The sequence below is a fragment of the Allobosea sp. P2_B12 genome, from assembly GCF_056404835.1.
This window is the reverse complement of sequence record NZ_JBFUDG010000007.1, coordinates 170,617-195,848: the sequence shown is the minus strand read 5'-3', so window position 1 is coordinate 195,848 and position 25,232 is coordinate 170,617. Positions and strand designations below refer to the sequence as shown.

General features: G+C 66.2%; 25 protein-coding genes and 1 pseudogene. 15 read left to right on the top strand and 11 right to left on the bottom strand.

Annotation, left to right across the window (positions count from 1 at the left end; genetic code table 11):
- Positions 1–66 precede the first annotated feature (66 nt).
- From AC1DYU_RS18235 to AC1DYU_RS18195, 9 genes and pseudogenes are all read left to right on the top strand, one after another.
- On the top strand, positions 67–1,245 hold the full coding sequence (locus AC1DYU_RS18235; RefSeq protein ID WP_476792856.1) for a TetR/AcrR family transcriptional regulator: 1,179 nt from the start codon (positions 67–69) through the stop codon (positions 1,243–1,245).
- Positions 1,242–2,006 (top strand): ABC transporter ATP-binding protein, encoded by a 765-nt coding sequence (locus AC1DYU_RS18230; protein ID WP_158485424.1) that lies wholly within the window; start codon positions 1,242–1,244, stop codon positions 2,004–2,006. The genes AC1DYU_RS18235 and AC1DYU_RS18230 overlap by 4 nt, the downstream gene beginning before the upstream one ends.
- Positions 2,007–2,008: 2 nt before the next feature.
- A complete protein-coding gene (locus tag AC1DYU_RS18225) occupies positions 2,009–2,725 on the top strand; it encodes an ABC transporter ATP-binding protein (RefSeq protein WP_476792911.1) in 717 nt (238 codons plus the stop codon).
- A gap of 59 nt (positions 2,726–2,784) precedes the next feature.
- The gene (locus AC1DYU_RS18220; RefSeq protein ID WP_476792855.1) at positions 2,785–3,990 is read left to right on the top strand and encodes an ABC transporter substrate-binding protein; all 1,206 of its coding nucleotides are present in this window, start codon (positions 2,785–2,787) and stop codon (positions 3,988–3,990) included.
- A 127-nt stretch (positions 3,991–4,117) separates the two neighbouring features.
- Positions 4,118–4,981 (top strand): branched-chain amino acid ABC transporter permease, encoded by an 864-nt coding sequence (locus tag AC1DYU_RS18215; protein WP_476792854.1) that lies wholly within the window; start codon positions 4,118–4,120, stop codon positions 4,979–4,981.
- Positions 4,981–5,898 (top strand): branched-chain amino acid ABC transporter permease, encoded by a 918-nt coding sequence (locus AC1DYU_RS18210; protein ID WP_476792853.1) that lies wholly within the window; start codon positions 4,981–4,983, stop codon positions 5,896–5,898. Before AC1DYU_RS18215 ends, AC1DYU_RS18210 begins: the two co-directional genes overlap by 1 nt.
- Before the next feature lie 16 nt (positions 5,899–5,914).
- Complete coding sequence (locus AC1DYU_RS18205; RefSeq protein WP_476792852.1) at positions 5,915–6,403, top strand: GAF domain-containing protein; 489 nt, start codon at positions 5,915–5,917, stop codon at positions 6,401–6,403.
- Positions 6,404–6,410: 7 nt separating this feature from the next.
- Positions 6,411–6,532, top strand: a pseudogene (locus tag AC1DYU_RS18200) (hydrolase); the annotation flags it as partial.
- Positions 6,533–6,655: 123 nt separating this feature from the next.
- The gene (locus AC1DYU_RS18195; RefSeq protein WP_476792851.1) at positions 6,656–8,482 is read left to right on the top strand and encodes an ABC transporter ATP-binding protein; all 1,827 of its coding nucleotides are present in this window, start codon (positions 6,656–6,658) and stop codon (positions 8,480–8,482) included.
- An 11-nt stretch (positions 8,483–8,493) separates the two neighbouring features.
- On the opposite strand, the gene AC1DYU_RS18190 is transcribed toward AC1DYU_RS18195, so the two are convergent.
- From AC1DYU_RS18190 to AC1DYU_RS18175, 4 genes are read right to left on the bottom strand one after another with little or no spacing between them, the layout of a single operon-like run.
- Entirely contained in the window at positions 8,494–9,423 is a 930-nt protein-coding gene (locus AC1DYU_RS18190) for a dihydrodipicolinate synthase family protein (RefSeq protein WP_476792850.1), read from the bottom strand.
- Positions 9,424–9,436: 13 nt separating this feature from the next.
- Positions 9,437–10,561 (bottom strand): NAD(P)/FAD-dependent oxidoreductase, encoded by a 1,125-nt coding sequence (locus AC1DYU_RS18185; RefSeq protein ID WP_476792849.1) that lies wholly within the window; start codon positions 10,559–10,561, stop codon positions 9,437–9,439.
- The gene (locus tag AC1DYU_RS18180) at positions 10,558–11,982 is read right to left on the bottom strand and encodes an FAD/NAD(P)-dependent oxidoreductase (RefSeq protein ID WP_476792848.1); all 1,425 of its coding nucleotides are present in this window, start codon (positions 11,980–11,982) and stop codon (positions 10,558–10,560) included. The genes AC1DYU_RS18185 and AC1DYU_RS18180 overlap by 4 nt, the downstream gene beginning before the upstream one ends.
- Complete coding sequence (locus AC1DYU_RS18175) at positions 11,979–12,263, bottom strand: (2Fe-2S)-binding protein (protein ID WP_476792847.1); 285 nt, start codon at positions 12,261–12,263, stop codon at positions 11,979–11,981. The genes AC1DYU_RS18180 and AC1DYU_RS18175 overlap by 4 nt, the downstream gene beginning before the upstream one ends.
- Before the next feature lie 129 nt (positions 12,264–12,392).
- On the opposite strand from AC1DYU_RS18175, the gene AC1DYU_RS18170 reads away from it, so the two are divergent.
- The 5 genes from AC1DYU_RS18170 (at position 12,393) to AC1DYU_RS18150 (ending at position 16,278) form a co-directional block, all read left to right on the top strand.
- Positions 12,393–13,202 (top strand): transporter substrate-binding domain-containing protein, encoded by an 810-nt coding sequence (locus AC1DYU_RS18170; RefSeq protein ID WP_158485433.1) that lies wholly within the window; start codon positions 12,393–12,395, stop codon positions 13,200–13,202.
- Between the two features lie 77 nt (positions 13,203–13,279).
- Positions 13,280–13,954, top strand: a complete 675-nt coding sequence (locus AC1DYU_RS18165) for an amino acid ABC transporter permease (RefSeq protein ID WP_158485434.1) — start codon at positions 13,280–13,282, stop codon at positions 13,952–13,954.
- Positions 13,954–14,649: an amino acid ABC transporter permease gene (locus AC1DYU_RS18160; RefSeq protein WP_476792846.1), complete on the top strand. Its 696-nt coding sequence runs from the start codon at positions 13,954–13,956 to the stop codon at positions 14,647–14,649. The genes AC1DYU_RS18165 and AC1DYU_RS18160 overlap by 1 nt, the downstream gene beginning before the upstream one ends.
- The gene (locus tag AC1DYU_RS18155) at positions 14,621–15,358 is read left to right on the top strand and encodes an amino acid ABC transporter ATP-binding protein (RefSeq protein ID WP_476792845.1); all 738 of its coding nucleotides are present in this window, start codon (positions 14,621–14,623) and stop codon (positions 15,356–15,358) included. Before AC1DYU_RS18160 ends, AC1DYU_RS18155 begins: the two co-directional genes overlap by 29 nt.
- A gap of 47 nt (positions 15,359–15,405) precedes the next feature.
- Positions 15,406–16,278, top strand: a complete 873-nt coding sequence (locus tag AC1DYU_RS18150; protein ID WP_476792844.1) for a DMT family transporter — start codon at positions 15,406–15,408, stop codon at positions 16,276–16,278.
- Between the two features lie 9 nt (positions 16,279–16,287).
- Here AC1DYU_RS18150 and AC1DYU_RS18145 read toward each other — a convergent pair whose 3' ends face one another.
- From AC1DYU_RS18145 to dusA, 3 genes are all read right to left on the bottom strand, one after another.
- Complete coding sequence (locus tag AC1DYU_RS18145; protein WP_476792843.1) at positions 16,288–16,941, bottom strand: GntR family transcriptional regulator; 654 nt, start codon at positions 16,939–16,941, stop codon at positions 16,288–16,290.
- Positions 16,938–18,365: a dihydropyrimidinase gene (gene hydA / locus AC1DYU_RS18140; protein ID WP_476792842.1), complete on the bottom strand. Its 1,428-nt coding sequence runs from the start codon at positions 18,363–18,365 to the stop codon at positions 16,938–16,940. The genes AC1DYU_RS18145 and hydA overlap by 4 nt, the downstream gene beginning before the upstream one ends.
- A 456-nt stretch (positions 18,366–18,821) precedes the next feature.
- Positions 18,822–19,826: a tRNA dihydrouridine(20/20a) synthase DusA gene (gene dusA / locus AC1DYU_RS18135; RefSeq protein WP_476792841.1), complete on the bottom strand. Its 1,005-nt coding sequence runs from the start codon at positions 19,824–19,826 to the stop codon at positions 18,822–18,824.
- 138 nt (positions 19,827–19,964) lie between these two features.
- Between dusA and AC1DYU_RS18130 the strand changes: the two genes are divergently transcribed.
- Positions 19,965–21,257 (top strand): NAD(P)/FAD-dependent oxidoreductase, encoded by a 1,293-nt coding sequence (locus AC1DYU_RS18130; protein WP_476792840.1) that lies wholly within the window; start codon positions 19,965–19,967, stop codon positions 21,255–21,257.
- A 3-nt stretch (positions 21,258–21,260) separates the two neighbouring features.
- Here AC1DYU_RS18130 and AC1DYU_RS18125 read toward each other — a convergent pair whose 3' ends face one another.
- The 4 genes from AC1DYU_RS18125 to AC1DYU_RS18110 all read right to left on the bottom strand — a co-directional run bounded on the left by AC1DYU_RS18125 (position 21,261) and on the right by AC1DYU_RS18110 (position 25,176).
- Entirely contained in the window at positions 21,261–22,292 is a 1,032-nt protein-coding gene (locus tag AC1DYU_RS18125; RefSeq protein WP_476792839.1) for a DNA topoisomerase IB, read from the bottom strand.
- A gap of 94 nt (positions 22,293–22,386) precedes the next feature.
- A complete protein-coding gene (locus AC1DYU_RS18120; RefSeq protein ID WP_108051021.1) occupies positions 22,387–23,217 on the bottom strand; it encodes an ABC transporter permease in 831 nt (276 codons plus the stop codon).
- A 4-nt stretch (positions 23,218–23,221) separates the two neighbouring features.
- Positions 23,222–24,112: an ABC transporter permease gene (locus tag AC1DYU_RS18115; protein WP_476792838.1), complete on the bottom strand. Its 891-nt coding sequence runs from the start codon at positions 24,110–24,112 to the stop codon at positions 23,222–23,224.
- A complete protein-coding gene (locus AC1DYU_RS18110; protein ID WP_476792910.1) occupies positions 24,109–25,176 on the bottom strand; it encodes an ABC transporter ATP-binding protein in 1,068 nt (355 codons plus the stop codon). The genes AC1DYU_RS18115 and AC1DYU_RS18110 overlap by 4 nt, the downstream gene beginning before the upstream one ends.
- Positions 25,177–25,232: the final 56 nt, after the last annotated feature.

The window sequence follows — 25,232 nt, the reverse complement described above, 5'->3', positions numbered from 1 at the left end:
CGATTATTGGATGATTCCACGCTTCGTCAGTCCGTCGATGTTGCAGCGACATGAACTGCCGACAGGTTGCGGAGCCGTCTGGCATGCGCCGCGCCCGGTGGCGCAATAGTCTCCGAACCGTCCGCCTCCGCGACGATAGCGACGGCCATCGTCATAGTCGTAGCGAGGTCGATCGTCGTATCCGCGACCATACGGGCTCTCCTCGGGCGGCGGTCCGCGCCGGCCGTAGCCAGGGCGAAGATCCCCGAAAGGATCGCCATGGAGCTGCGCCATTGCAGGCAGCGTCGAGGCGAACGTCGCACCAATGACGCCAAGAATCGCGAACTTTCGCAGCATGCTGAAATCCTCTTCTCCGCCCACAATGTTTGGGCGGCCAACAAGGTTCCGGACCGGCACGGCATTCGTATGGCGCGAACGGGACAGCGCGACCGGGCTCCGGCCTCGCGCGGCCGGAAGACGCCGTACCAGTTCACCGCTGGAAGGGGCTTGAACCCGTCGCTCTCGCAGGCACGGCATTTCCAAGAAACAGACTTGATTGTTTGTAAAATGAACCGCAGACTCGACCCTTCTGTTGGGTTGAGGCTCGGCGTGACCGGAACCGGCAAACGACGATCGCAGAAGGAACGCAGCGCGGAGACCTCGACGCGGCTGATAAATGCGACCATCGACCTGCTGCATGACCGCGGTCTGGTCCGCACCTCGACGTCCGAGATCGCCCGCGCGGCCGGCGTCTCGCGCGGGGCGCTGACGCATCATTTCGCCGGGCGCGAGGCCATCATCAGCGCCTCCGTCGCGGCCATGCTGAGCAAGGCGACCCGTGATCTGCATCGCTTCGCCGAGACCTTCATCGCGCGCGGCGGCTCCAGCGACGAGATCGTCGATTACATCTGGCAGATGATGGACGACCGGCTGTTCTACGTCACGATGGAGTATCTGCCGGAGGCGCGACACAATCCCGACTTCAGGGCCGAACTCATTCCGACCGTTCGCGATTTCCACGCCGGTCTCGATGCGATCTGGACCGCGCTCGCCACGCGGGCCGGCGTCGAGCCCGATCATGCCCGCATCGTGATGAACGCGACGATGTGCCTCGTACGCGGTATGATCAGCCAGACCGTGCTGCGCCCCAACGACCCCGCTTACTACCGGGACATGCTGGCCTTCTGGAAGCAGCAGGTCCGCCAGCAATTCCCGATCGAGGCGCCGTCCTCGCACGATTCCAGACTCAAGGCAGGCGCGAGATGACGGCTGCCCTGATCATCGCAGAGCTCAAGCTCGACTTTTACGGCGTCCATGTCCTGCGGGGGGTCGATTTCACGGTTCCGGCCGGCTCCTTCACTGGGCTGATCGGCCCCAACGGCGCTGGCAAATCGACGCTGTTCAACGCGGTTTCGGGGCTCTACCGGCCCAAGGGCGGCTCGGTCAGACTCGGCGCCGTCGAGACGACCGGTCTGCCGCCGGAAAAGCTGGTCGCGGCAGGGCTGGTGCGCTCGTTCCAGCTGGCACGCGGCTTCCCCAAGCTCAGCGTCTTCCAGCACCTGATGCTTTATGGCGCGAGCCAGCCGGGCGAGTCCCTGCTGCCCGCGCTCTGGCGCTCGCACACCGCCAGACGGCGCGAGGCCGAGCTTGCCGAGCGCGCGCATGGCATCGCGCGGCGGCTGCGGCTCGACCATGTCCTCGACAACCCCGTCACCGCCCTCTCCGGCGGCCAGAAGAAGCTGGTCGAGATCGGCCGCGCACTGATGGCGGACCCGAAAATCCTGTTGCTCGACGAGCCGATGGCGGGCGTCAACCCGACGCTGGCCGACGAGATCGCTGGTCATCTCACCGCGCTGAACCGCGACGGCCTGACGATTTGCCTGATCGAGCACGACATGGCGCTGATCAAGCGCCTCTGTGCGCCCGTCATCGTCATGGCCGAGGGCAAGGTGCTGACGCAAGGCTCGTTCGACGAGGTTGCCGCCGACGCCCGCGTCCAGGAAGCCTATCTCGGGAGGCGGCATTGAGCGTGGGCACCGGCAGCCTGCTCACCGTCGAGGGCGTTGTCGCCGGCTATGGCGCGGCCGAGCAGATCCTGAAAGGGACATCGCTTCGGGTCGAGGCCGGCGAGATCGTCTCGATCATCGGACCCAACGGCGCCGGCAAATCGACCCTGCTGAAGACGATCGCAGGGCTGGTGGCGGCGCGCGAGGGCGCGATCGTGCTGAACGGCGCCGATGTCACGGCCGAAGGCGCGCTCGGACGGGCAAGGCATGGGATCGGCTTCGTGCCGCAGGAGCGCAATGTCTTCGGCGCAATGACGGTCGCGGAAAACCTCGACATCAGCGGCTTCCAGGAGCCGGCGAGGGTCCGCGAGCGCAGCGAGGCGCTTTATGCCCGCTACCCGATGCTGGCAGCTAAGCGCCGCGCGCTTGCCCGCACGCTCTCGGGCGGCCAGCGCCAGATCCTGGCCATGGCGATGGGGCTGATGAACGCGCCGACCTTGCTGCTGCTCGACGAGCCCACCGCCGGCCTCTCGCCCAAAGCCGCCGAAGAGCTGTTCGAGGCGATCGTGGTGCTGAATCGCGGTGGCCTGCCGATCCTGATGGTGGAGCAGCACGCGCTCGAGGCGCTCGAAATCTCGACGCGCGGCTACGTCCTCGTCGCAGGCAGCAACAGCCGCGAGGGCGCAGGCCCCGCGCTCGCCGCCGACCCCGAAATCCGCCGGCTCTTCCTCGGCGGCTGACCATGCCTGCATAAGCCAAGAGACCAAGCAGAAGACACCAACCAAAGCAGGGGATGATGATGACCGAGCTTCTGATCAACCGCCGTGACCTTCTCGGCGGCGCTGCCGCTCTCGCCGGCTCCGCCGCCTTTCCCCGCCTCGCGCTGGCGCAGGGAGCGCCGATCAGGATCGGTACGCTGACGCCGCTGACGGGCGCCGGCGGGCCCTATGGCCCGGTCATGGTCAAGGCTGTCAAGGCCGTGATCGACGAGGTCAATGCCGCCGGCGGCGTGCTTGGCCGCAAGGTCGAACTGGTCTCCGAAGACGATCAGACCAGCCCCGAAGCCGGCATCCGCGCCGCGCGCAAGCTGATCGACGTCGACAAGGTTTCGGCGATCCTGGGCACCTGGGCCTCCTCGGTGACCACGGCCGTCGCCCCGCTCTGCTGGGAATCGAAAACCTTCCTCTGCACCGTCTCGGGCGCAGATTCGATCACGGCGCTGCCACATCAGGGCTATCTGATCCGGACCCAGCCGATCACGGCGCTGCAGGGCAAGAAGTTCGGCGAGTTCATCATCGCCCAGGGCGCCAAGCGCGTCTTCATTGTCTCGCCGCAGACGCCCTTCGCCAAGAGCCAGATCGACAACATCACACTTGCCATGAAGGCCGGCGGCGGCGAAGCCTCCTCGCTGATCTATGACGACAAGAAGCCGGCCTACCGCACCGAGATCGACGAAGTCCTGCGCTTCAAGCCCGACGCGGTCGTCTTCGGCGGCTACACCCCCGACACCGCCGTGATGCTGAAGGACCTTTACCGGGCCGACTTCAAGGGTCTCAAGGTCGCCTTCGGCTATTCGGTCAACCAGAAGCTGGTCGAGAGCGTGCCGGCCGAGGTCGTCGACAAGACCTACACGATCTCGCCCTCCCCGGCCGAAGGCTCCAAGGCCTATGACCGGCTGGTCAAGCTGATCGGCATCGCCTCGCCCGACCCTTATACCACCCAGATCTATGACCACATCAACCTCGTGCTGATGGCGATCGCAATCGCCGGCGATAGCTCGGGCGCCGCAATCAAGGACGCCATTCGCAAGGTCAGCCAGGCCCCGGGCGGCGCCAGGATCGACAACGCCATCGACGGCCTGAAGGCGATCGCGGCCAAACAGCCTGTGGACTATGACGGTGCCAGCGGCCCCTGCGACTTCACCGAGATCGGCGACATCAGCGACTCGAAGTTCCGCTACGAGCAGGTCCAGGCCGGCAAGATCGCGCTCGTGAAGATCGCGTGACGTCCATGCAGGCTCAAATCCGTCATTGCGAGCGTAGCGAAGCAATCCAGGGGGCCGTCGAACTCTGCCGCCCCTGGATTGCTTCGTCGCTGTCGCTCCTCGCAATGACGGTGGAGCATCGCGCATCATGACCCTCATCCTCCAGGCCCTCATCAACGGGCTGATGACCGGGGCGTTGATCGCTGTCCCGGCCATCGGCTTCTCCGCGATCTTCGCGGTGCTGCGCTATCCGAACTTCGCCATCGCGGCCTACGCCACCATCGGCGCGTTCGCGGCCTGGTGGGCGAATACAACGCTCGGCTTGGCCGTCGTGCCGGCGCTGGCCATCGCCTTCGCTGTCACCGGTGTGGTCGGTGTCGTGGCGGAGGAGACCTCACTGAAGCGCCTGCGCGACAAGGGCGCGCTGATCGTGGCGATTGCCTCGATCGCGCTCAATCTCGTGCTGGAGAACGTCATCCGGTTCGCCTTCGGTAACGACATGAAGGGCTACGACCTGCCGATCGCGCGCGATCTGCGCTTCGGCGAATTACGCATCGGCCCGCAGCAGCTCCAGAGCCTGGCGCTCGCGGTCATCATCATGGCGGCGATGTTCCTGTTCCTGCGCTACACCCGCTTCGGCAAGGCGATGCGCGCGGTGGCCGACAACCCCGACCTCGCCCGCCTCAAAGGCATCGACCCGGCCCGTATCGCCATCGTCACCGTCTTCCTCGGCGCGGGACTTTCGGGTGTCGGTGGCGTGCTGATCGGGCTCGACACCTCGATCGACCCGCTCACCGGCTATCGCGTCCTGCTCTCGGTCTTCGCCGCGGCCGTGCTCGGCGGCCTGGGCTCGATTCCCGGCGCCGTGGTGGGAGCGCTGGCGCTCGGCATCGCCGAGGAGATGGCGCTGATCGTGACGCCCGCGACCTACCGCACCGCCGTCGGTTTCGTGGCGATCCTGCTCATGTTGACCTTCCGGCCCCGCGGCATTCTCGGCGAGAGGGCAGCCTGATGCTGTCCTATGTCATCTTCACGCTGACGCTGTGCGGCATCTACGCCCTGCTGGCGCTCAGCCTCAACCTGATCTGGGGCGGCGTTGGGCTGGTCAATCTCGGCCTCGCCGGCTTCTTTGCCGTCGGCGCCTATGCCTCGGCGATCGCGACGGGAGCCGGCGCACCGGTGCTGATCGGCTGGAGCGCGGCCCTTGTCGTCGGCGCCGTCGTCGGCCTCGTCGTCACCTTCGCGACCTTGCGCCTGCGCGACGATTATCTGGCCATCGTTACGCTCGGCTTCGCCGAGGTGATCCGGCTGATCGCGCTGAACGAGCGCTGGCTGACCAGAGGCTCGGACGGCATATCCGGCATCAAGGCCCCGCTCAAGGCCGAGCTCGGCCTGCAGGGCTTCAGCTATTTCTACCTCGCCATCGTCACGCTGATCGTGCTTGGCGTCTGGGCGCTGCTGCGGCGGCTCGATCTGTCGCCCTATGGCCGCGCCATGAAGGCGATCCGCGAGGACCAGCAGCTCGCCGCTTTTGCCGGCAAGGCCGTGCTGCGCTTCAAGCTTCAGGCCTTTGCGCTCTCGGCCGCGATCGCCGCGCTCTCGGGCGCGCTCTACGCGCATTTCCAGTCCTATGTCTCGCCGGATCATTTCCAGCCGCTGATCACGATCTACATCTTCCTCGCCGTCACCGCCGGCGGCGTCGGCCGGCCGAGCGGGGCGGTCTTCGGCGCCTATCTCGTCGTGATCTTCCTGGAAGCGACGCGTTTCGCCACCGAATGGCTGCCCGGCCTGCAACCCGTTCAGGTCGCCGCGCTGCGCGAGATCATGATCGGCGTGGCGCTCATCCTGGTGCTGCATCTGCGCCCGCAGGGCATCTGGCCGGAGCGCATCCCCGAGGCGCCGGCGCCATCGACTTCTCCCACAGCCTGAACCCGAAGAGCCCATCATGTCAGACGATCTCGCCACCCTGTCGGCCCTGCTCGCCGAGCCCGGCCAGCCCGACACCGTGTTCAAGGCGTTCGACGCCATCACCAAGACGCTGGTCGGCCATGAGCTGTTCACGCTGCTCTATGTCGATGGCTCGGAGGTCGCGCGGATCTATTCCAACCGCCCCGCCGAATACCCCGTCTCCGGCCGCAAGCCGATGGGCCCGACGCCCTGGGGCAAGCATGTCATGGACGGCAAACAGCCCTATCTCGGCCGCGACAAGGCCGCGATCCGCTGGGCCTTCTTCGACCACGAACTGATCGAGAGCATGGGGCTGGGCTCCGTCATCAACGTTCCCGCGATCTATGACGGCAAGGTCATCGGCACGATCAACCTGCTCGCGCCCGAAGGCTTCTACCGCGAGGAGCATGTCGCCCCCGTCGAGCGCCTGGCGCCGATGATCGTTCCCGGCTTCCTGGCCGCCCGCGCCGCTGCGCGCGCCGTCTGACACGCTTTCGCTCGATCGGCAGGCGCTGAAGAACACCGTCGTCGGCCTGGCCAAGGCGGCAAGATCTTCGACATCCCGACGACAATCACGACGGTCGAGACCAGCAGCTTTTCGGGCCAGACCACCCCAAACTGCTCGCGCGGTCTGACCTGACTGGATCAAAGAACTCGCGCCTGATGGCGGCCGTTCGAGGTTGCCACGGCGGCGCCCCTACAATCATAAGGAACGATGTTCAGGTTTTTCGATTCACTCGTGGATTCGACAGCGTTACCCCCGGGTGAGCCTCCCAGCGGACTCCTATCGTTCTACTGGCATTTTGTTCGGCAGGCCACGGGCCTGTTCGCCGCGCTGTTCCTGATCGGTTTCACGCTCGCCGTCATCGAGGCCGTGGTGCCCTACCTGATCGGCCGGCTCGTCTCCGTGCTGTCATCGGTCGCGCGCGAGCGGGTTTTCGACGCTGCCGGCCAGCTGCTTCTGATCATGGCGGCGATCGTGCTCGTGGTCCGGCCGCTCGGCACCGTCCTGTTTCGCCTGCTCGTGAACCACTCGATTGCGGTGTCCTTCACGACGCTGATCCATTGGCAGAACTACTGGCATGTCGTCCGCCAGCCGCTCGCCTTCTTCCAGGACGACTTCGCGGGGCGGCTGGCCAACCGGGTTATGCAAACGGCCAGGCCGCTGCGGGAAAGCATCGTCGCCTTCGTTCGGGCGGTCTGGCAGATACTCGTCTTCGGCGCGACCGCGATTGGCCTTCTCGGTACGCAGGACGTTCGCCTGGCGGCGCCGATGATGGTCTGGTTTCTGTTCTACGGCGGACTCCTGGCCTACACGCTGCCGAAGGTGCAGGTCCGATCCCGCGAGACCTCGGAGACGCGCTCGGCGATCTCCGGCAAGGTCGTCGACACCTTCACCAACATGATGACGGTCAAGCTGTTCGGGCGCCGGGCCGATGACGACGCCTATATCCGCGACGGATTCCTTCGCTTCCAGACCGCCTTCGCCCGCCAGCAGCAGCTCAACACCGTCTATGTGTTTTGCCTGATCTGCCTCAACGCAGTCCTGCTGGTGACGACCGGCGGTATCGGCGTCTGGCTTTTCTCCGAAGGACGCGTCGATGCGGGGACGCTGACGACCGCCGTTCTCCTCACTACCCAGATCATCGCCATGTCAGGCTGGGTGGCGTTCGAGATCGCAGGGATATTCGAGAACATCGGCATCGTGCAGGAGGGCATGAAAACCATCGCGCATCCGCTCAGCCAGCTCGACAAGCCCGACGCACATCCGCTCGAGGCCCGGCATGGCGAGATCCGGTTCGAGAATCTGCATTTCCACTACAGCCAGCCGCATCGCGTGGTGGACGGGCTGTCGCTGACCATCGGCGCCGGCGAAAAGGTTGGTCTCGTCGGGCGCTCCGGCGCGGGGAAGTCGACGCTCATCAATCTGCTGCTGCGCTTCTATGAACCACAATCGGGCCGCATCCTGATCGACGGGCAGGACATCGCCCATGTCACCGAGGAATCGCTGCGCGCCCGGATCGCGGTGGTTGCCCAGGACTCCTCGCTTTTGCATCGCTCCATCGGCGAGAACATCCTCTATGCCCGCCACGAGGCCGACGAGGGCATGATGCGTGATGCCGCCCGCAAAGCGCAGGCAGATGCCTTCATCGACAAGCTGGTGGACGGCAAGGGACGCCAGGGCTTCGAAGCCTTTGTCGGCGAGCGCGGCGTCAAGCTCTCCGGCGGGCAGCGCCAGCGCATCGCCATCGCCCGGGTGTTCCTGAAGGACGCCCCTCTCCTCCTGCTCGACGAGGCGACGTCGTCCCTCGACTCGCAGGTCGAGGCCGCGATCCAGGAAGCGCTCGCGGAGCTGATGCGTGGCAGAACGGTTATCGCCATCGCCCACAGGCTCTCCACGCTTCAGCTCATGGACCGCCTGGTGGTTATGGACGCGGGCCGCATCGTCGAACAGGGCACACATGCGGAACTGCTCGCAGCCGGCGGGCTCTATGCCGACCTCTGGGCGCATCAGTCCGGCGGCTTTATCGTGCCGCAACGTCCCCAGGGTTCTCGGAAGCCGTAGACCTCAGCATCCTAGGCTCCGGCGATTTTCAGCGCCTGCTCGAGGATCTGGTATTCTGCGGCGGTCGCGGCCGGCTGCGGCGGTCGCATCGCGTCAGACGAAAGCCTGCCGAGGATGCACAGGGCAGCCTTGAGCCGCGCCGTCGCCCGGCCGCCCGGCGCGTCGCGATAGATCGCCACTGAAAGCGGATAAAGCAGCTCGTGGCTCGCGCGCGCGGCCGTCCAGTCGCCGCGCTCCGCCGCCTGCCACAGGGACACGACGAGATCCGGAATCACCGCAGCCAGGCTGACCTGGCTGCCGGCGCTGCCGATCAGATAGCTGGTCAGCAGATGCTCGTCGCCGGAGCCGAGCACGACGAAATCGGGCCGATCAGCCTTGAGCAAGCGCAAATTCGCCTCGTAATTGGCGACCTCCCAGCTGCCTTCCTTGATGCCGACGATGCGCGGCTCGGCGGCAAGCTTGCGCAGGACAGCGGGGGAATAGGCCATCGCCCCGGCACCGATCGGCGCGCCGTAGATCAGAATCGGCAGGGCTGTCGCGTCGCGGATATGATCGTGATGCGTGAACACGATCGCATCGTCATGGCCCAGCGCCCAGCTGTTCGGCGGAAACACCAGCAGGCCGTCGGCGCCTGCCTCGGCGAAGGCGGCGGCCTCGCGCGCGGCGTCGAGGCTGGACTCGGCGTTGACGCCGGACACGATCGTCAGACCGGTCGGCGCGGATGCGCGTGTGATCTCGACGACGCGGCGTTTCTCTGCAGCGCTCAGCACGAAATTCTCGCCGGCATGGCCGTTGACCAGCAATCCCCCGATCCCGGGCCGCTGCGTCAGCCACGCGACGTGGTCGGCCAAGGCGGCCTCGTCGATGCTGAAATCATCGCGCATCGGTACGATGGTGGCGGCATGGATGCCCGTCAGAGCGCGGCAAAAGGCCTCGAACATCAGCAGCCACTCCTCAGGCGGTTGTCCCCGCACCTTCCGGCGCGAGCAGGCGGTCGATCGGGAAAAGCGGCATCGCGGGCTCACGGCCAAGGATGTGTTCGGCGAGCAGCCGCGCGATATAGGGGCCGCTGGTGTAGCCGGAGTGGACGCTGCCGCAGACATAGGCATCGGCTATGCCCGGCAGCGGGCCGACAGCCGGAAGCGCGTCGCGCGTCTCGGCTTCCAGGCCGGCCCAGGCCCGGGCCATACGGGCCTGCCTCAGTGCGGGAATGGCATGGCAGGCAAGACGCATGTTGCCGATCAGCCGCTCCGGCAACAGCTCGACGCCACCGCGCTCGCGGTCGCCGACGGCCTGCCAGCCGCCGCCGATCACCACCGTGCCATGCGGATATTGCTTCAATGACAACAGCCCGTTGGCGATGCCGACCACGGTGCGCATCACCGGCGCGATGCGCTCGCTGACCGAGAGCTGATTGATCAGCGTCTTGATCGGCAGGTTGATACCGAACCAGGCGAGCATCGGCTCGATCCAGACGCCGCCGGCCAGCACGATCCGGCGCACGCGTTTGACGCCCTGCGACGTGCGGATCGCGAACGCGCCGTCTTCGCGTTCGACACCAGCGACGGGGCAATTCTCATGAAGGCTCACGCCGGCCTCGATCAGCGCGGCGCGAAAGGCCAGACCGGTGAGATAGGCATTGGCGAAGCCATCGACCTTGCAGTGGCCGGCGATCAACGCCTGGCCGGACAGCCCCGGCTCGATCTCCTTGGCGCGGGCGCCGCTGACGATCTCGATCGGAGCGCCGGCCTCCCGGCGTTTGCCGGCGCGGAAGGTCAGGAGCTCCGCTTCCGCCGGAGTGAAGGCAAGCGAGAGTCCGTCACAGACGACGACGCCGACATCATGGCCGAGCCAGTCGCCTGCCGACGCCCACATCGCGTGCGCTTCAAGCGCGTAGGGGATGAGCGCCACCCGCGTCATCTGCATGGTCAAGGTGCCGGCGTTGACGCCGGATGCCTCGCGGCAAAGCGGGCCGCGCTCGAACAGCGCGACGTCCATGCCGCCACGCGCCGCGAACAACGCCACCGTCGCGCCATGAACGCCGCCGCCGATCACGCCGAGATCGTGGATATGGCTCATAGCGGCGCCGGCTTCGGGATCGGGATGTCGTCATAGGAGAACGACCCGATCAGCGCCTCGAAGCCGACCGGCCTGAGCGGTGGTCGCCCCGTCCAGTAGCCGACGGCCTCGCGGCTGCCGACCTGCGCTGCGAGAAGCTGTGCGGCCACGTCACCGCACATCCGGCCCTGGCAAGGCCCCATGCCGCAACGCGTGAAGTGCTTGAGTTGGTTGACGTCGCGTGCGCCTGCCGCGAAGGCCGCGTCGATCTCGGCGCGGGGCACATCCTCGCAGCGGCAGATAATGGTCTCTGGTGAGATCGCCGCGACCTGTGCCGGGCGGAGCGCCATCATTCCTGCCGAGGCATCGGCGAAGGCTGCGAGATTCTCGCGCTGCTTCAGCAGAGGCGCCGCCGCCTGCTCGAAGGCGTCGCGGGCGAGTCTCCCAGCATCATGTGCCGCTGCCAGGCCGGCGATCCGGCCGCCGATCTCGGCGGGAGCCGCGCCTTTGAGGCCGGCGCCATCACCGATCGCGAGCAGGCCCGGCACCGAGGTCCGCCCGAAACCGTCCAGTTCCGGAACCCAGCCGCCCCGCAGCGGCTGATAAAGATGGCGGGCGCGAAACAATCGCGTGATCTCCGCGCCAGGCACCAATCCATGACCGATGCAGAGCGCATCGCTGGTCAGCGTGAGCGTCGGCTCCGCGCACGGAGCGCCGTGCTCGTCGACGGGCACCAGGCGAACGCGCTCGAGTTGGCCCTCACCCTCGGCCGCCGCGATGCCATAGCGGAAATGCACAGGCACGCGCTTGCTGGCGAGCTTCAGGGCCCAGCCCATACCCCGCGCCAGGAGACGGGGGCGGCTGGCCATCGCGGGGAGAGCCTTCAGCCATTCGGCCGGCCCCGCCAGATCGACGATCGCTACCACCTCGCCGCCGGCCTTGACGATGCCGGCCGCCACCGCCGCCAGAAGCGGTCCGCAGCCCGCAACGACAACCCGCTCACCGGGCAGCACGAGATGGGATTTGAGCAGCACGGTTGCAGCGGCGAGACCGATCACGCCCGGCAGCGTCCATCCGGGAAAGGGCACGACGCGTTCATGCGCGCCGGTCGCCGCGATGAGCAGCGGCGCGCAGACCGCTTCGTTGCCGTCGGGGCCGAGTGCATCGACGCGGTAGCCGCTGGTGACCGACCAGACCCTGCGCCCGAAACGGCGATCGACGGCGGAGGCGCCAAGCCTGGCTCGCAGCGCATCGCCATCGCGGGCCTCGGGGGCGTTCGCCTCCCGCGTCAGTCCGGGCCAGGGCGCGCGCCAGACCTGCCCGCCGGCATCGGGCTGCTCGTCGATCAGCGCGACGCGGAGCCCGTGCTCGCACGCAACGAGAGCCGCATTCGCTCCCGCCGGCCCCGCCCCGATGACGATGAGGTCGCGCTCCCCGCTCATGGCACGCCGCGCAGCTCGACAACCATGCCGTCTGCGACAGGCGTCATGCAGGCCTGGCGCAGCACGCCGTCGACATGGATCGCGCATTCCTGGCAGACGCCCATGAAGCAGAAGGCCCCGCGCGGAGCGCCGTTGCGCGGGCTGTGGCGAAGCTGGAGCAGGCCTGCCGCGGCCAGAGCGGTTGCCAGCGGCTCCCCCTGCGGCGCGGACAGGATGCGACCGTCGACCTCGAAAGAGATCTCCGGTGGGCGGCTCGCGGCCGCTGCCAAGCGCCTCATCATCGGTCACTCATGCCCGCTCTTAGCACATTGATTGCGCTTTACATGTCTTCAAAACGTATACAAACTATCGACCGTACGCGCAATGGGGACGCGGTTTAAGGTTCGCTGGTCAACAGCCGGGAGATTGTCATGCTGAAGCATCTTGTTATGGGAGCAGTCGCGCTTGTCAGCGCCGCCGTCATCGCCGCGCCGCAAGCTACGGAGGCCCGAACGCTGGACGAGATCATCAAATCCGGGACAATCAAGGTGGGCGTCAACCCGACCTTTCCACCGCTCGCCAAATTCGACGACAAGAATGAGATCGCCGGCTTCGACGTCGATTTCGCCGGGGAGCTCGCCAAGATGCTCGGCGTCAAGCTCGAGCTGGTCCAGGTCGGCTCGCCCGACCGCATTCCCTTCGTCGCGTCCGGCAAGATCGACTTCGTGATGGGCGCGATGACGCGCAATCCCGACCGCGCCAAGGTGATCGATTTCTCCGTGCCGGTTCACACCGAGGTCTTTGGCGTGCTGACCCTTGATGGCAAGCCTTTCAAGGACTGGAAGGAGCTGAACAAGCCCGAGATCAACCTGATCCAGGTCCGCGGCTCGACTCCGGTGAAGTTCATCGAGGACAATCTGAAGAACGCCAAGGTCACGCTGCTCGACAATTATCCCGATGCGATCCGCGCCCTGGCGCAGGGCCGCGGCGATGCGATCATCGACGTCGTCGACTTCCTCGGCGAGCACATGAACAAGCACCAAGTGAAGTGGAAGATCCTCGAGGCGCCCGTCGACATCTATTACTGCAGCCTCGGCATTGCCAAGAACGCCACGGGCCTGAAGGACTGGCTCAATGTCGCGATCTTCGAGCTGCACCGTCGCGGCAAGACCGACGAAATCTGGAAGAAGTGGTTCGGCATCGAAATGATCAAGCCGACGCAGTTCTCGCCCTATTTCTGAATTTTCCGTCGTTCCGGGCGCCCCAACGCGTCCGGAACGACGACTTCGTCGCCTTGCGCCCCCTGAGAGTGCCGTCGATGGACTATACGCTCCAGTTCGGTCAGGTCTGGCCCTTTCTGCCCCGTCTCCTTGACGGAGCGCTGCTGTCTCTGCAGATCGCGCTTCTGGCGTTCTGCGGCGGCCTCTTCATCGGCACGGCGCTCGCCTCGGTGAAGGCGTTCGGCCCGGTCTGGGCGCGTCGCCTGATCAACGCCTATGTCGTGTTCTTCACCAATACGCCGCAGCTCGTGCAGATCTATTTTCTGTTCTTCGCGCTGCCCGATGCCGGCATCCTGCTGTCGCCTTATGCGGCCGTCCTGATCGGCATGACCTTGAATGCCGGCGCCTATCTGACCGAGATCCAGCGCGCAGGCTTCGAATCCCGCCGCCAGTCGGAGATGGAGGCGGCCGAGGTTCTCGGCTTCAACCGCCTTCAGCAGATCCGCTACGTCGTCCTGCCTCATGTGGCGCGCGTGCTGTTTCCGCCGCTCTCCAATCACTTCATCCTGATGACGCTCGGCACCTCCATGGCGGCGATCTTCGGCGTCGAGGAACTGACGGGCCAGGCCCTCAACGTCAACGCCCAGACTTTCCGCTCGATCGAGGTCTTCACGCTGACGGGGCTGATTTATATCGTCCTGACGCTGATCGCGTCCGTCGCGCTCGGCCTGCTCGGCAAGTTCGCCTTCCGCGCCAGAATGAGGCTCGCCTGATGTTCGCGCGCCTGATCGAGGAATTGCCGGGCTTCTTCGGCTATTACAATGTGATCTTCCTGGGCAAGGCGGCGCTCGCCACGCTTGGTCTCTCGGCCATAGGCTGCGTGGTCGGCACGGTGCTGGGCCTGCTGCTGGCGCTGATCAGGATGACCGGGAGCCGGGCGCTGGCACCGCTGCGCTGGCTCGCCATTCTATTCGTCGAGACGTTCCGGCGCGTGCCGTTCCTGGTCACGCTGATGCTGGTGTTCTTCTCATTCCAGCTCTCCGGCGCCGACCTGCCGCTCTTCGTCGTCGCGGCGATCAGCGTCAGCGTGATCGCGGCGGCGTTCCTCTCGGAGATCATCCGGGGCGGCTTCGACTCGGTTCACCGCAATCAGTGGGACGCTGCCACGGCGATGAATTTCGGGCTGCTCGACACTGTGCGGCACGTCATCCTGCCCCAGGCCTGGCGCGTCATTCTCCCGCCCGCCTTCGGCTTCTTCGTGCTCTTCATCAAAGACACCGCCCTCGCCTCGCAGATTGGCGTGCTCGAACTGACTTATGCCGGCAAAGTCCTGAACAACAAGGGCTTCTCCGCCGCCCTGGTGTTTGCGGCCATCCTGCTGATCTATTTTGCCATCTCGTATCCGCTCTCGCGTTTCGGAGCGCGACTGGAGGAACGCCTTGCACCATCTCGACATCAAGGGCCTTGAGGCCGCCTATGGCGCGGTGCCGGTCCTGTCCGGGATCGACCTTCCTGTCGCCAAAGGGGACGTCATCGGTTTGATCGGTCCCTCGGGCTCGGGCAAGAGCACGATCCTGCGCGTGCTGATGGGTCTGATCCCGCCGACAGCCGGCACGGTCACGCTTGAGGGCAACCTCGTCGACTACCGCGATGCCGCGGCCGTCCGGCGCCTGCGCGAGCGCGTCGCCATCGTCTTCCAGCAATATAACCTTTTCCAGAACATGACCGTGCTGGAGAACGTCACGGTCGCGCCGGTCAAGATCCGCAAGCGTCCCAAGGTCGAGGTCGAAACGGAGGCGCGGACGCTGCTCGCCAAGGTCGGCCTCGGTGACAAGCTCGACCGTTTCCCCGATCAGCTGTCCGGCGGTCAGCAGCAGCGCGTCGCGATCGCCCGCGCCTTGGCCCTGAAGCCCGAAATCCTGCTGCTCGACGAGGTCACGGCCGCGCTCGATCCTGAACTGGTGTCGGAGGTCCTGGATTCGATCAGGCTGCTCGCCGAGGACGGCATGACGATGCTGATTGTTTCGCACGAAATGGGGTTCATCCGCGAGGTGTCCTCCCGCGTCGCCTTTCTCGACAGGGGCCGGATCATCGAGATGGACGATGCAAGGACGATCTTCGACGCGCCGCGTGAGGAGCGCACCCGCAGTTTCGTTTCGAAGATCCTGAGACATTGAGAGCAGCAGGCCCGTGGTGACGCTTTACCCCACCGCGGCGCTGGCCCGTGATTGACACCCCGACGCCCGTGCCGGCACGGCCCTGGCTCGCCGCCGGCTTGATGGTGTCGGCCACGCTCTGCTTCACCTCGCTCGACGCCATCCTGAAATCGCTGGCGCAGGAGCATGGCCTCGGCATGCTCGTGCTGGTGCGCAATCTCGTCCAGGTACTGCTGCTGTCGGCGCTGGCACCCATCGTCGGTCGCCAGATCTTTCACACCCGGCGCTTTGCACTTCATGCGGCCCGTGGCGCTTGCGTCGTCGCGACCACGGTACTGATCGTGCTTGCCCTGGTGCATCTGCCAATGTCGCAGAGCTATGCCATCACGTTCTCCGCGCCGCTGATGGCCTCGCTGCTCGCGCTCCTGATCCTGAAGGAACGGCCCCGGCCGGCACAATGGCTGCTGATCGTCATCGGCTTTGCCGGCGTGGTCGTGGCGATCGGTCCCGGCACCCCGAATTTCGGCTGGCCGCTGCTTTATCCGCTCGGCATGGCGGCGGCCAACGCCACCTTCTATGTCCTGACGCGCTATGGCAGCCGCAGCGAAGAGACCCTTACGCTGGTGTTCTGGGGCGCCGCCATGGCCTCGCTATGGTGCCTGCTCGCCGTGCCAGCCATCTATGAGCCGCTGCCGCCGCGAGCGCTCGGCCTGCTCGTGATCGCCGGCGGTTTCGGCACGCTCGCGCATCTTTTCGCGGCGGCCGCTTTCCGACGGGCATCGACGGCGACAGTCTCGCCGCTGCTCTACAGCCAAATCGTCTGGGCGACATTGATCGGCTACTTCGGCTTCGGCGAGACCCCGCCCACCACAGCCCTGATCGGCGGCGCGATCGTGGCCGCCAGCGGGATTGGGATCGTCAGGCTCGCAGCGCGGGGCTGATGGTTTGGCTTATCGCACCGTATCGAGCGCGAAGTTCGCCAGGCTGCGGATATGCGTCTGCACCGCCTTGCGCGCGGCCTTCGCATCGTCCTGGGCAAGTGCTTCCAGGATCTGCAGATGCTCGATGGAATCCGGCTCGAGGCGCTGCGAGAGGCGCGCGATCTCGAACAGACGGGTCGTCACGCGCAGTTCTTCGATCATCCGGCTCAGCACGTCGTTGCCGCAATGCGTGGCGAAAAGGCGGTGCAGCCGGTCGTCCGAGCGCCAATGGTCGTCCGTATGGTAAGTGGTCGCCGCGCGAAGCTCCACGATTTCATGGCGCATCGTGGCGATCGCTCCGGCGGGAATCCGGCCGACCGCCAGCGCGGCCGCCTCGGCCTCGAGGATCTCGCGCACCTTGAGGCTCTGCAGATACTCGCCAAGATCGACATGGCGCACCACATACGAGCGGCCAGAGCCCTTGACCACCAACCCTTCGCCCTCGAGGCGTTGCAGCGCCTCCCGCAGCGGCGTGCGCGAAATGCTGAGATGCTCGGCGAGCCGCGATTCAACGATCACCTCGTTGCCGCGAAGCTGGCGCCGGCGGATCATCTCCGAGACGGCGTTATAGGCCTGGCTCGACAGGTTGGTGGCCGGCCGGCTCAGTTCCGAGAACTCGCTCATCGCCGGTTCCGGCCGCCGTCTTGCGCCAGCGCTGATTTTTCGCGCGGCAGGTACTCGCCATGGCGGGGCGTTCCGACAAGCGCGCCGTCCCGCACGACGATCGTCCCGCGCACCATCGTCAGAACCGGCCAGCCGGTAATCTCGAGCCCCTCATAGGGGCTGTAGTCGCACCCGTCATGAAGCATCGTGTGGCTCAAGGTCTGCTTCAGCTCCGGATCCCAGATCGCGATGTCGGCATCGGAGCCGACGGTAATCGTGCCCTTGCGGGGATAGAGCCCGTAGGTCTTGGCGTGATTGGTCGCGGAAAGCGCGACGAAGCGATTGAGATCGATCCGGCCCTTTACGACACCCTCGGAAAACAGAATCGGCAAGCGCGCGGCGATACCCGGAATGCCGTTGGGCACCCAGCGGAAGCTCGACTTGCCTTTCGGCAACTGCTTGCCGGCGTCGCCCTCGTAACGATACGGGCAGTGATCCGAGGAGAACACCGAGAAGACGCCTTGCTGCAGCCCCTCCCAGCAGGCGACCTGGCTCTCGTTGTCACGAGGCGGCGGCGAGCAGACGAATTTGGCGCCCTCCATGTCGATCTTGTCGAGATCGCGCTCGGTCAGCACGAGATATTGCGGGCATGTCTCGCCGAAGACCTTGAGGCCTTTCGTCTGGGCCCTGCGGATCTCCTCCATGGCTTCGCGGTTGGAGACATGGACGATCATCACCGGCACGTCGCTGAGCTCGGCCAGCGAGATGGCGCGATGCGTCGCCTCGCGCTCGACCGGGATCGGCCGCGAGGCCGCATGATATTTCGGCGCGGTCTTGCCGGCCTTTTCGAGCCGATCGGTCAAGAAGCGGATCGCGTCGTAATTCTCGGCATGGACCATGACGAGGGCGCCGGTCTCGCGCGCCACCGCCATAACGTCGAGCATCTGCCAATCGGTGAGCGCCAGTCCATCATAGGTCATGAACACCTTGAAAGAGGTGTAACCCGCCTCGATCAGCGCCGGCAGTTCCTGGCCCAGCACCTGCTCCGTCGGGTCGGAGATGATCAGATGGAACGAGACGTCGACGAAGCAGCGCCCCTCGGCTTCGGCGTGATAAGCCTTCACCGCCTCGCGAAGGGACTGGCCCTTCTCCTGTAGACAGAAGGGCAACACCGTCGTGTTGCCGCCGAACGCGGCTGAGCGCGTGCCCGTCAGAAAATCGTCGGCGATTACCACGCCCGACGCCTGAGGCTGCGCCAGATGGACATGGCTGTCGATCCCGCCCGGCAGCACGAGCTTGTCCGTGGCGTCGAGCACCGTCTCCGCCTCGCCGAGATCGTGTCCCAGCGCCACGATGCGTCCGCCCTTTATCGCAACGTCGCTTTTGAACGTGTCTGCGGCCGTGACAACGGTCCCGCCGCGGATAATCGTATCGAACCGATTCATGAAGCGCTCCTGCGCTTCGAACGTATATGATTTGCACACAATGGAAAGCGTCTCGCGAGCAGGTTCGCTTACCGCCTGTCCTATTTTTGCGATGACGATCGCTTGGCGCTGGCGGTAAAACCTTTCGTCGTCGGCAGACGAGGTGGCCGGCTCCGATTCGAGGGAATGCGGGCGCGGTGCCTTTGACGACAACTGCCCCCCGAAAGCTGCCGTTCCTAAGGACCGCAAGGGGCCAGATCCGGAAAGCAGCGCCTCTCGGATGCTGCCGAAGGGAAGGCTCCCAATAGGCAATTCAACTGCAGTTCAGCAGTCCGCTGCGGTAGTACTTCGCCTCAACTGCGGCACTTTTACCTAAACAACCCAATACGCCGATCTCAATATTTCAATCGCTTTTGAAGCCACCCTGGTGCGGCAAACTTGATTGTCCCCGCCCGGAGACGCCGTCGCGGCCGACCTCTAGGCGGCGACGCGGGCGCCGTCGTGGCGCGCGACATGGGCGACCGCCGCGCGCAGATCGGCGATGCCGGCGCCAGCTGCCACGCAATGCTCCGACAGATGGCGGCGAAACTGACGCGCGCCCGGGCGCCCCGGAAACAGCCCGACGAGATGGCGGGTGAAGGCATGCAGCCGTCCGCCCGCTTCGAGATGGGCCGCGATCGGCGCCTCCAACGCCTCCAGCATGGCGAAGGCGTCCGCCACCGGCGCGGGCTCGCCGAAGAGCAGCGGATCGACCTGGAGCAGGATCTCGGGGTTCTGGTAGGCCTCGCGGCCAATCATGACGCCGTCGAGACGGGCAAGATGGCCGGCCCATTCGTCGGGTGCGCGGATGCCGCCATTGATGGCGACGATCAAATCCGGATTCGCGGCCTTGAGGCGATAGGCGCGGTCATAGTCGAGCGGCGGGACCTCGCGGTTCTCCTTCGGCGAGAGGCCCTGGAGCCAGGCCTTGCGGGCATGGACGATCAGCGCATCGACGCCGGCTGATGTCACCGACGCCGTGAGCGCATCGAGCGCCGCTTCCGGGTCCTGGTCGTCGACGCCGATGCGGCATTTCACCGTGACAGGAATCTCGACGGCAGCCTTCATCGCCGCGACGCAGTCGCCGATCAGCGCCGGCTCGCGCATCAGGCAGGCGCCGAAGGCCCCGCCCTGGACGCGGTCGGAGGGGCAGCCGCAGTTCAGATTGATCTCGTCATAACCGAAATCGGCGCCGATCCGCGCGGCCTGCGCCAGCAGGGCCGGATCATTGCCGCCGAGCTGGAGCGCGACGGGATGCTCGACCGCATCGAAGCCGACCAGCCGCTGCCGGTCGCCGCGGATCACGGCCTGCGCCGTGACCATCTCGGTATAGAGCCGGGCGCGGCGCGACATCAGGCGATGGATGACGCGGCAATGCCGGTCGGTCCAGTCCATCATCGGCGCCACGGTAAAGCGCAGGAGTTCGGGCGAAAGGGCGGTCATCGCGGCTGACTAACTCAAAATGGCGCATCATGCATCCCCGCAGGCGGGCTCTTGGGTTGCACCCCGGTGCGAGGCGGGCCAAATATCGATGCAGCGGCCCCCCTGCGGCCGCCTTGCACATGCAGGGGGGACGCTACGATGGCCGACACCCAACCGTCTTCGCCGGACGCCCACCATCTCGTCGTCGTGGGCGCGGGCTTTGCAGGGCTGCAGCTCGTGCGCGATCTCGCCGGCGCCGGCTTGCGGATCACGCTGATCGACCAGCGTAACCACCATCTCTTCCAGCCGCTGCTCTATCAGGTTGCGACCACGATCCTCGCCACATCCGAGATCGCCTGGCCGATCCGGCGGCTTTTTCGCGAGCGCGCCGACGTCACGACGCTACTGGCGCAGGTCTCGGGCGTCGATGCCGATGGCAAGCGCGTGCTGCTCGATGACGGCGCCACCGTGCCCTACGACACGCTGGTGCTCGCGACCGGCGCGCGACACTCCTATTTCGGCTGCGACGAGTGGGAGACCTTCGCTCCCGGCCTCAAGACACTCGAGGACGCGACGACGATCCGGCGCCGGCTGCTGCTCGCCTTCGAGCAGGCCGAGCGCGAGACCGCCCCCGTCATGCGGCAGGCCCTGCTGACCTTCGCGGTGATCGGCGCCGGGCCCACCGGCGTCGAGCTCGCCGGCATCATCGCCGAACTCGCGAAGCAGATCCTCTGGCGCGAATTCCGCAACATCGACACGCGCGAGGCTCGCGTCCTGCTGATCGAGGCCGGGGCGCGGGTGCTGCCGGCCTTTCCGGTCTCGCTGTCGGATTATGCGCAAGGAGCGCTCGAAAAGCTCGGCGTCGAGGTCCTGCTCGGCCGGCCGGTCTCGGAGATCCGCGAGGACGGGGTGACGATCGGGACGGAGTCCGTGGGGTGCCGTACCGTGGTCTGGGCGGCCGGCGTCGCGGCCTCTCCGGCCGCAGCCTGGCTCGGTATCGCCGCCGACCGGGCCGGACGGGCCAGCGTCGATGCCAATTTGAACGCGCCCGGCCGGCCGGAGATCTTCGTCATCGGCGATACGGCCGCGCTCATGACGGCCGATGGCAAGCCGGTGCCCGGCATCGCGCCAGCGGCGAAGCAGCAGGGCGCCCATGTCGCCAGGATCATCCGCGCGAAGCTCGCCGGCAAGCCGGCGCCAGCGGCGTTCCGCTACCGGCACCAAGGCAATCTCGCCACGATCGGCAAGAGCGCGGCGGTCGTGGATTTCGGCTGGCTGCAACTGCGCGGCTGGGTCGCCTGGTGGATCTGGGGCATCGCCCACATCTTCTTCCTGATCGGCGCGCGCAGCCGCGTCGCCGTCGCGTGGAGCTGGTTCTGGACCTTCATTTCCGGGCAGCACAGTGCCCGGCTGATCACGCAGGGACGCAAGGCGCCAGCGCGAAAGCCCTGAGGCTTACGCCGCCAGCAGGCCCAGCGCCCGCTCGATGCGCGAGCAGGCGCCGCGCCCCCTGGCCTTGTCATAGGCGCGCTTGAGGCGGCCGGTGGCATAGGCGCGCAGCACGATCTCATGGACATAGCTCTTGCGCACCACGGCCGGCGTGTTCACCAGCCGCTCCGAGATGGCGCGCATGATGTCGGCGAGTTGGCGCTTTTTGCCCGTCTCCGTCGCGACGATCTCTCCGGCCAGCAGCAGTTCGGCGGCGGCGGCATTGGCCGCCAGCATGCGCAGATCCTTGCTGCTGACGGGCAGGCCGGAGACGCGCTTGAGATAGGCATTGATATCGCTGGCCCTCAACTCGGCGACCGTGCCGTCCTCGCGGCTGTACTGAAACAGGCGCCTGCCTTTCAAAGTCATGACGCGGGTCAGGGCACGGGCGAGTGTCTGGTCCTCAAGCGCGCAGGCGATCTGCTTGCCGCTCTTGCCCTTGAAGGCCAACTCGACACGGCTGCCTGTGATCGTGACGTGGCGCTTCAGCAGCGTCGAGGCGCCATGGCTGCCATTGGCCTTTGCATAGGTCTCGTTGCCGACGCGGATGTGGCAGCGGTCGATGACGGCAGCGGCACAGGCCAGCGCCTTGTCGCGGCTGAGCTTGCGGTCCCGAAGATCGCGCGCGATTGCCGTCCGCAGCTTCGGCAGCGCGTCGATCAGGTGTTTCAGGCGCTTGAGCTTGCGGCGCTCGCGAACCTTTTCCCAGTCCGGGTGATAGCGGTGCTGGATGCGGCCGGCCTCGTCATAGCCCACGGCCTGGAGATGGGCGCGGGGATCGGCGGCGATACGGACGTCCGAATAGGCCGGCGGGATCGCAAGAGAGCGGATGCGGGCGAGCGTGGTCTCGTCCGTGATGCGCTCGCCATCGGCGTCGCGGTAGCTGAAGCCCTTGCCGGATTTCCGGCGCGTGATCGTCAGCCTAGCAGCCGAGCTGCGTTTCAGGCGCGCGGGGGGCGGTGGGGCCGAAACGGCATCGTCAAAGATCACGCGCGCCATGACTGAAACTCCGGGCGGCGGAAGAGACGCCATCCGCGCTGCCCGGATTCAATCGCGACCCACCCCGTCCGGTTCCGGACGGGGTGGGATTTCTTTAGCGCTTGGCGCGGGCCACGATCTGCGTTGGGTTGACGAAGCGCAGAGCGATCAGGAGCCAGAGCAGCGTCGTGACCATGTAGATTACCGCCATGGCGTCGATCGACTGCACGGCGCGCACGCCGGCCGCGAAGACGGCATAGTAAAGCGCCACCACCAAAGTCTGGCTGGTCGGGCCGGCCGTGAGGAAGGTCAGCTCGAACATGGCGATGGTGCGCACCAGCACCAGCAGCAGCGCCGCGAGGATGCCCGGCGCCAGCAGCGGCAGCAGGATGTAGATGAAGAGCTTGAAGGTGTTGGCGCCGAAGACCCGCGCCGCCGCCTCGATCTTCGTGTCGATCTGCTCGATGAAGGGAATCATCACGAGGATGACGAAGGGCACCGTCGGCACGAGATTGGCGAGCACGACGCCCGACATCTGGCCGGCGAGCCCCGCCCGGTAGAGCACCGTCGCCAGCGGAATGCCGAAGGTGATCGGCGGCACCAGCAACGGCAGCAGGAAGAGCAGCATCACCAGCTTCTTGCCGGGGAAGTCGCGCCGCGCCAGCGCATAGGCGGCGGGCACCCCGATCAGGCCGGAGAGGAAGACCACCAGGAAGACGATCTGGAAGGTGACGGAGAGCACGTCATAGAGCTGGAACTCGTCCCAGGCGGAGGAATACCAGCGCGTCGTCCAGCCCGCCGGCAGCCAGGTGCCAAGCCAGCGCGTGGCGAAGGAGCTGGTCACCACCGTCGCGATCATCCCGAACAGGTTCAGGATGAAGAAGCCGATCACGGCCCAGTTGGCGAAGGCCCAGAGGCGGGCCGACAATCTGTTGTCCTTGACCATCGGATCAGCCCTTTCCGCCGCCGGCAGGGCCGCGATAGAGCAGGCCGCGCGCCGCCAGAACCGCGACGACGATCGAGAGCTGAACCACGCCCATGATCATCGCTACCGCCGAGGCCATCGAATAATCGTACTCCTCGAACGCCGCCTGGTAGGCCGCGATCGAGATCACGCGCGTCGGTCCAGCCGGCGCGCCGAGCAATACGGCCGACGGGAACACCGAGAAGGCCTGCACGAAGGAGAGACAGAAGGTGATCGCCAGCCCGGGCAGCAGGAGTGGCAGCAGAATGTGCTTGAAGCGCTGCCAGGGGCCGGCACCGAGGGTCGCGCCGGCCTGTTCGAGCGCGGGATCGACGCCCGAAAGATAGGACAGCGTCAGCAGGAAGGTGAAGGGGAAGCCGGTGATCACCAGCGAGATCATCACACCCCAGTAATTGTGCAGAAGTTTCACCGGCGTCGAGATCAGGCCGATCGTCAGAAGCGCGCGATTGAACCAGCCCTGCGGGCCGAGATAATTCAGCAACCCTTGCGCCACAAGCACGGTGCCGAGCGTGATCGGGATCACCAGGATCGTGGTCAGCAGGCGCTGATGCCTCATCGTCCGGACGCGGAAGGCGATCGGGATCGCCATCAGCAGCGTTACGATCGTCACCGGCAGCGCCAGCCAGAGCGTCGTCGCGATCGTCCCGTAGAGAAACGAATCCGAGAAGAAGCGCTGGTAATTGGCGAAGGTGCCGCCCGCCTTCGGGTTGAAGGACAAAAACAGCCCGTAGAAGAACGGGTAGATGAACAGCGCCAGCAGGAAGAGCACGGCGGGCACGACGAGCAGCGTCAGCCCGTCGAGGCCGCGCGCCGCGAGCCGCTGGCCCAGCGGGATCGAGGGGGCTGTATCGCTCACGCCGCATCCCCATAGACGAGGACGCGGTCGGGCTCGGCAGCCAGCGTGATCTCGGCTCCGGGCGCCAGCTTGTCATGGGCGAGGAAGGACAGATCCGTGCCATCCGCCATGCGCGCGAAGCCGACGAATTCGCGACCGCGGAACTCGGTCGAGATCACCTGCGCCTTCAGTCCGACGCTGCCGGCGGCGACGGGATGCAGATCCTCGGGGCGGATCGCGACATGGGCCGCTGCGCCCTGCGTGATGGTGTTGCGGGCGCGGCCGACGATGGCGGCGCCGTCGATCACGACCGTCGCATGCTCGCCCGCAACCGAGGCAGCCTTGCCGGCGATCTTGTTGCGAAAGCCCATGAACTCGGCGACGTCGAGATGGTCGGGCCGCGAGAACAGATCCTCGGGCACGCCGACCTGGCGCACCTGCCCATCGCGCATCACGACGATGCGGTCGGCGAGCGACAGCGCCTCCTCCTGGTCGTGGGTGACGTAGATCGTGGTCGCGCCCAGCGTGTTGTGGATGCGCCGAATCTCGGCGCGCATCTCGAGGCGGAGCTTGGCGTCGAGATTCGACAGCGGCTCGTCCATCAGCACCAGCGGCGGCTCGACGACGATGGCGCGCGCGATGGCGACGCGCTGCTGCTGGCCGCCCGAGAGCTGGCCGGGCAGCTTCTCGGTCTGGCCCTGGAGGCGGACCAGCGCTACGGCCTCGCCGACACGGCGCTCGATCTCAGCCTTGGCGACGCCGCGCATCTTGAGGCCGAAGCCGATGTTCTTGGTCACGCTCATATGCGGGAACAGGGCGTAGTTCTGGAAGACCATGCCGAAGCCGCGCTCTTCGGGCCGCAGCGGGTCGATGCGCTTGTCGTCGAGCCAGATGCCGCCACCGGTCGCCGGCAACAACCCGGCGATGATGTTCAGCGTCGTCGACTTGCCGCAGCCGGAGGGGCCCAGAAGCGCGATGAACTCGCCCTGCCGGATCGTCAGCGAGACGTCCTTGAGTGCGTTGTGCGTGCCGAAATCGCGGCTCAGGCGGTCGAGCCGAAGCTCCTGGAAATTGGCTGCTTGAATCGTCATGGCTACCGCGTGCTGGAGTCTCGGTCGAAGGTCCGATCGACGGCCGCAAT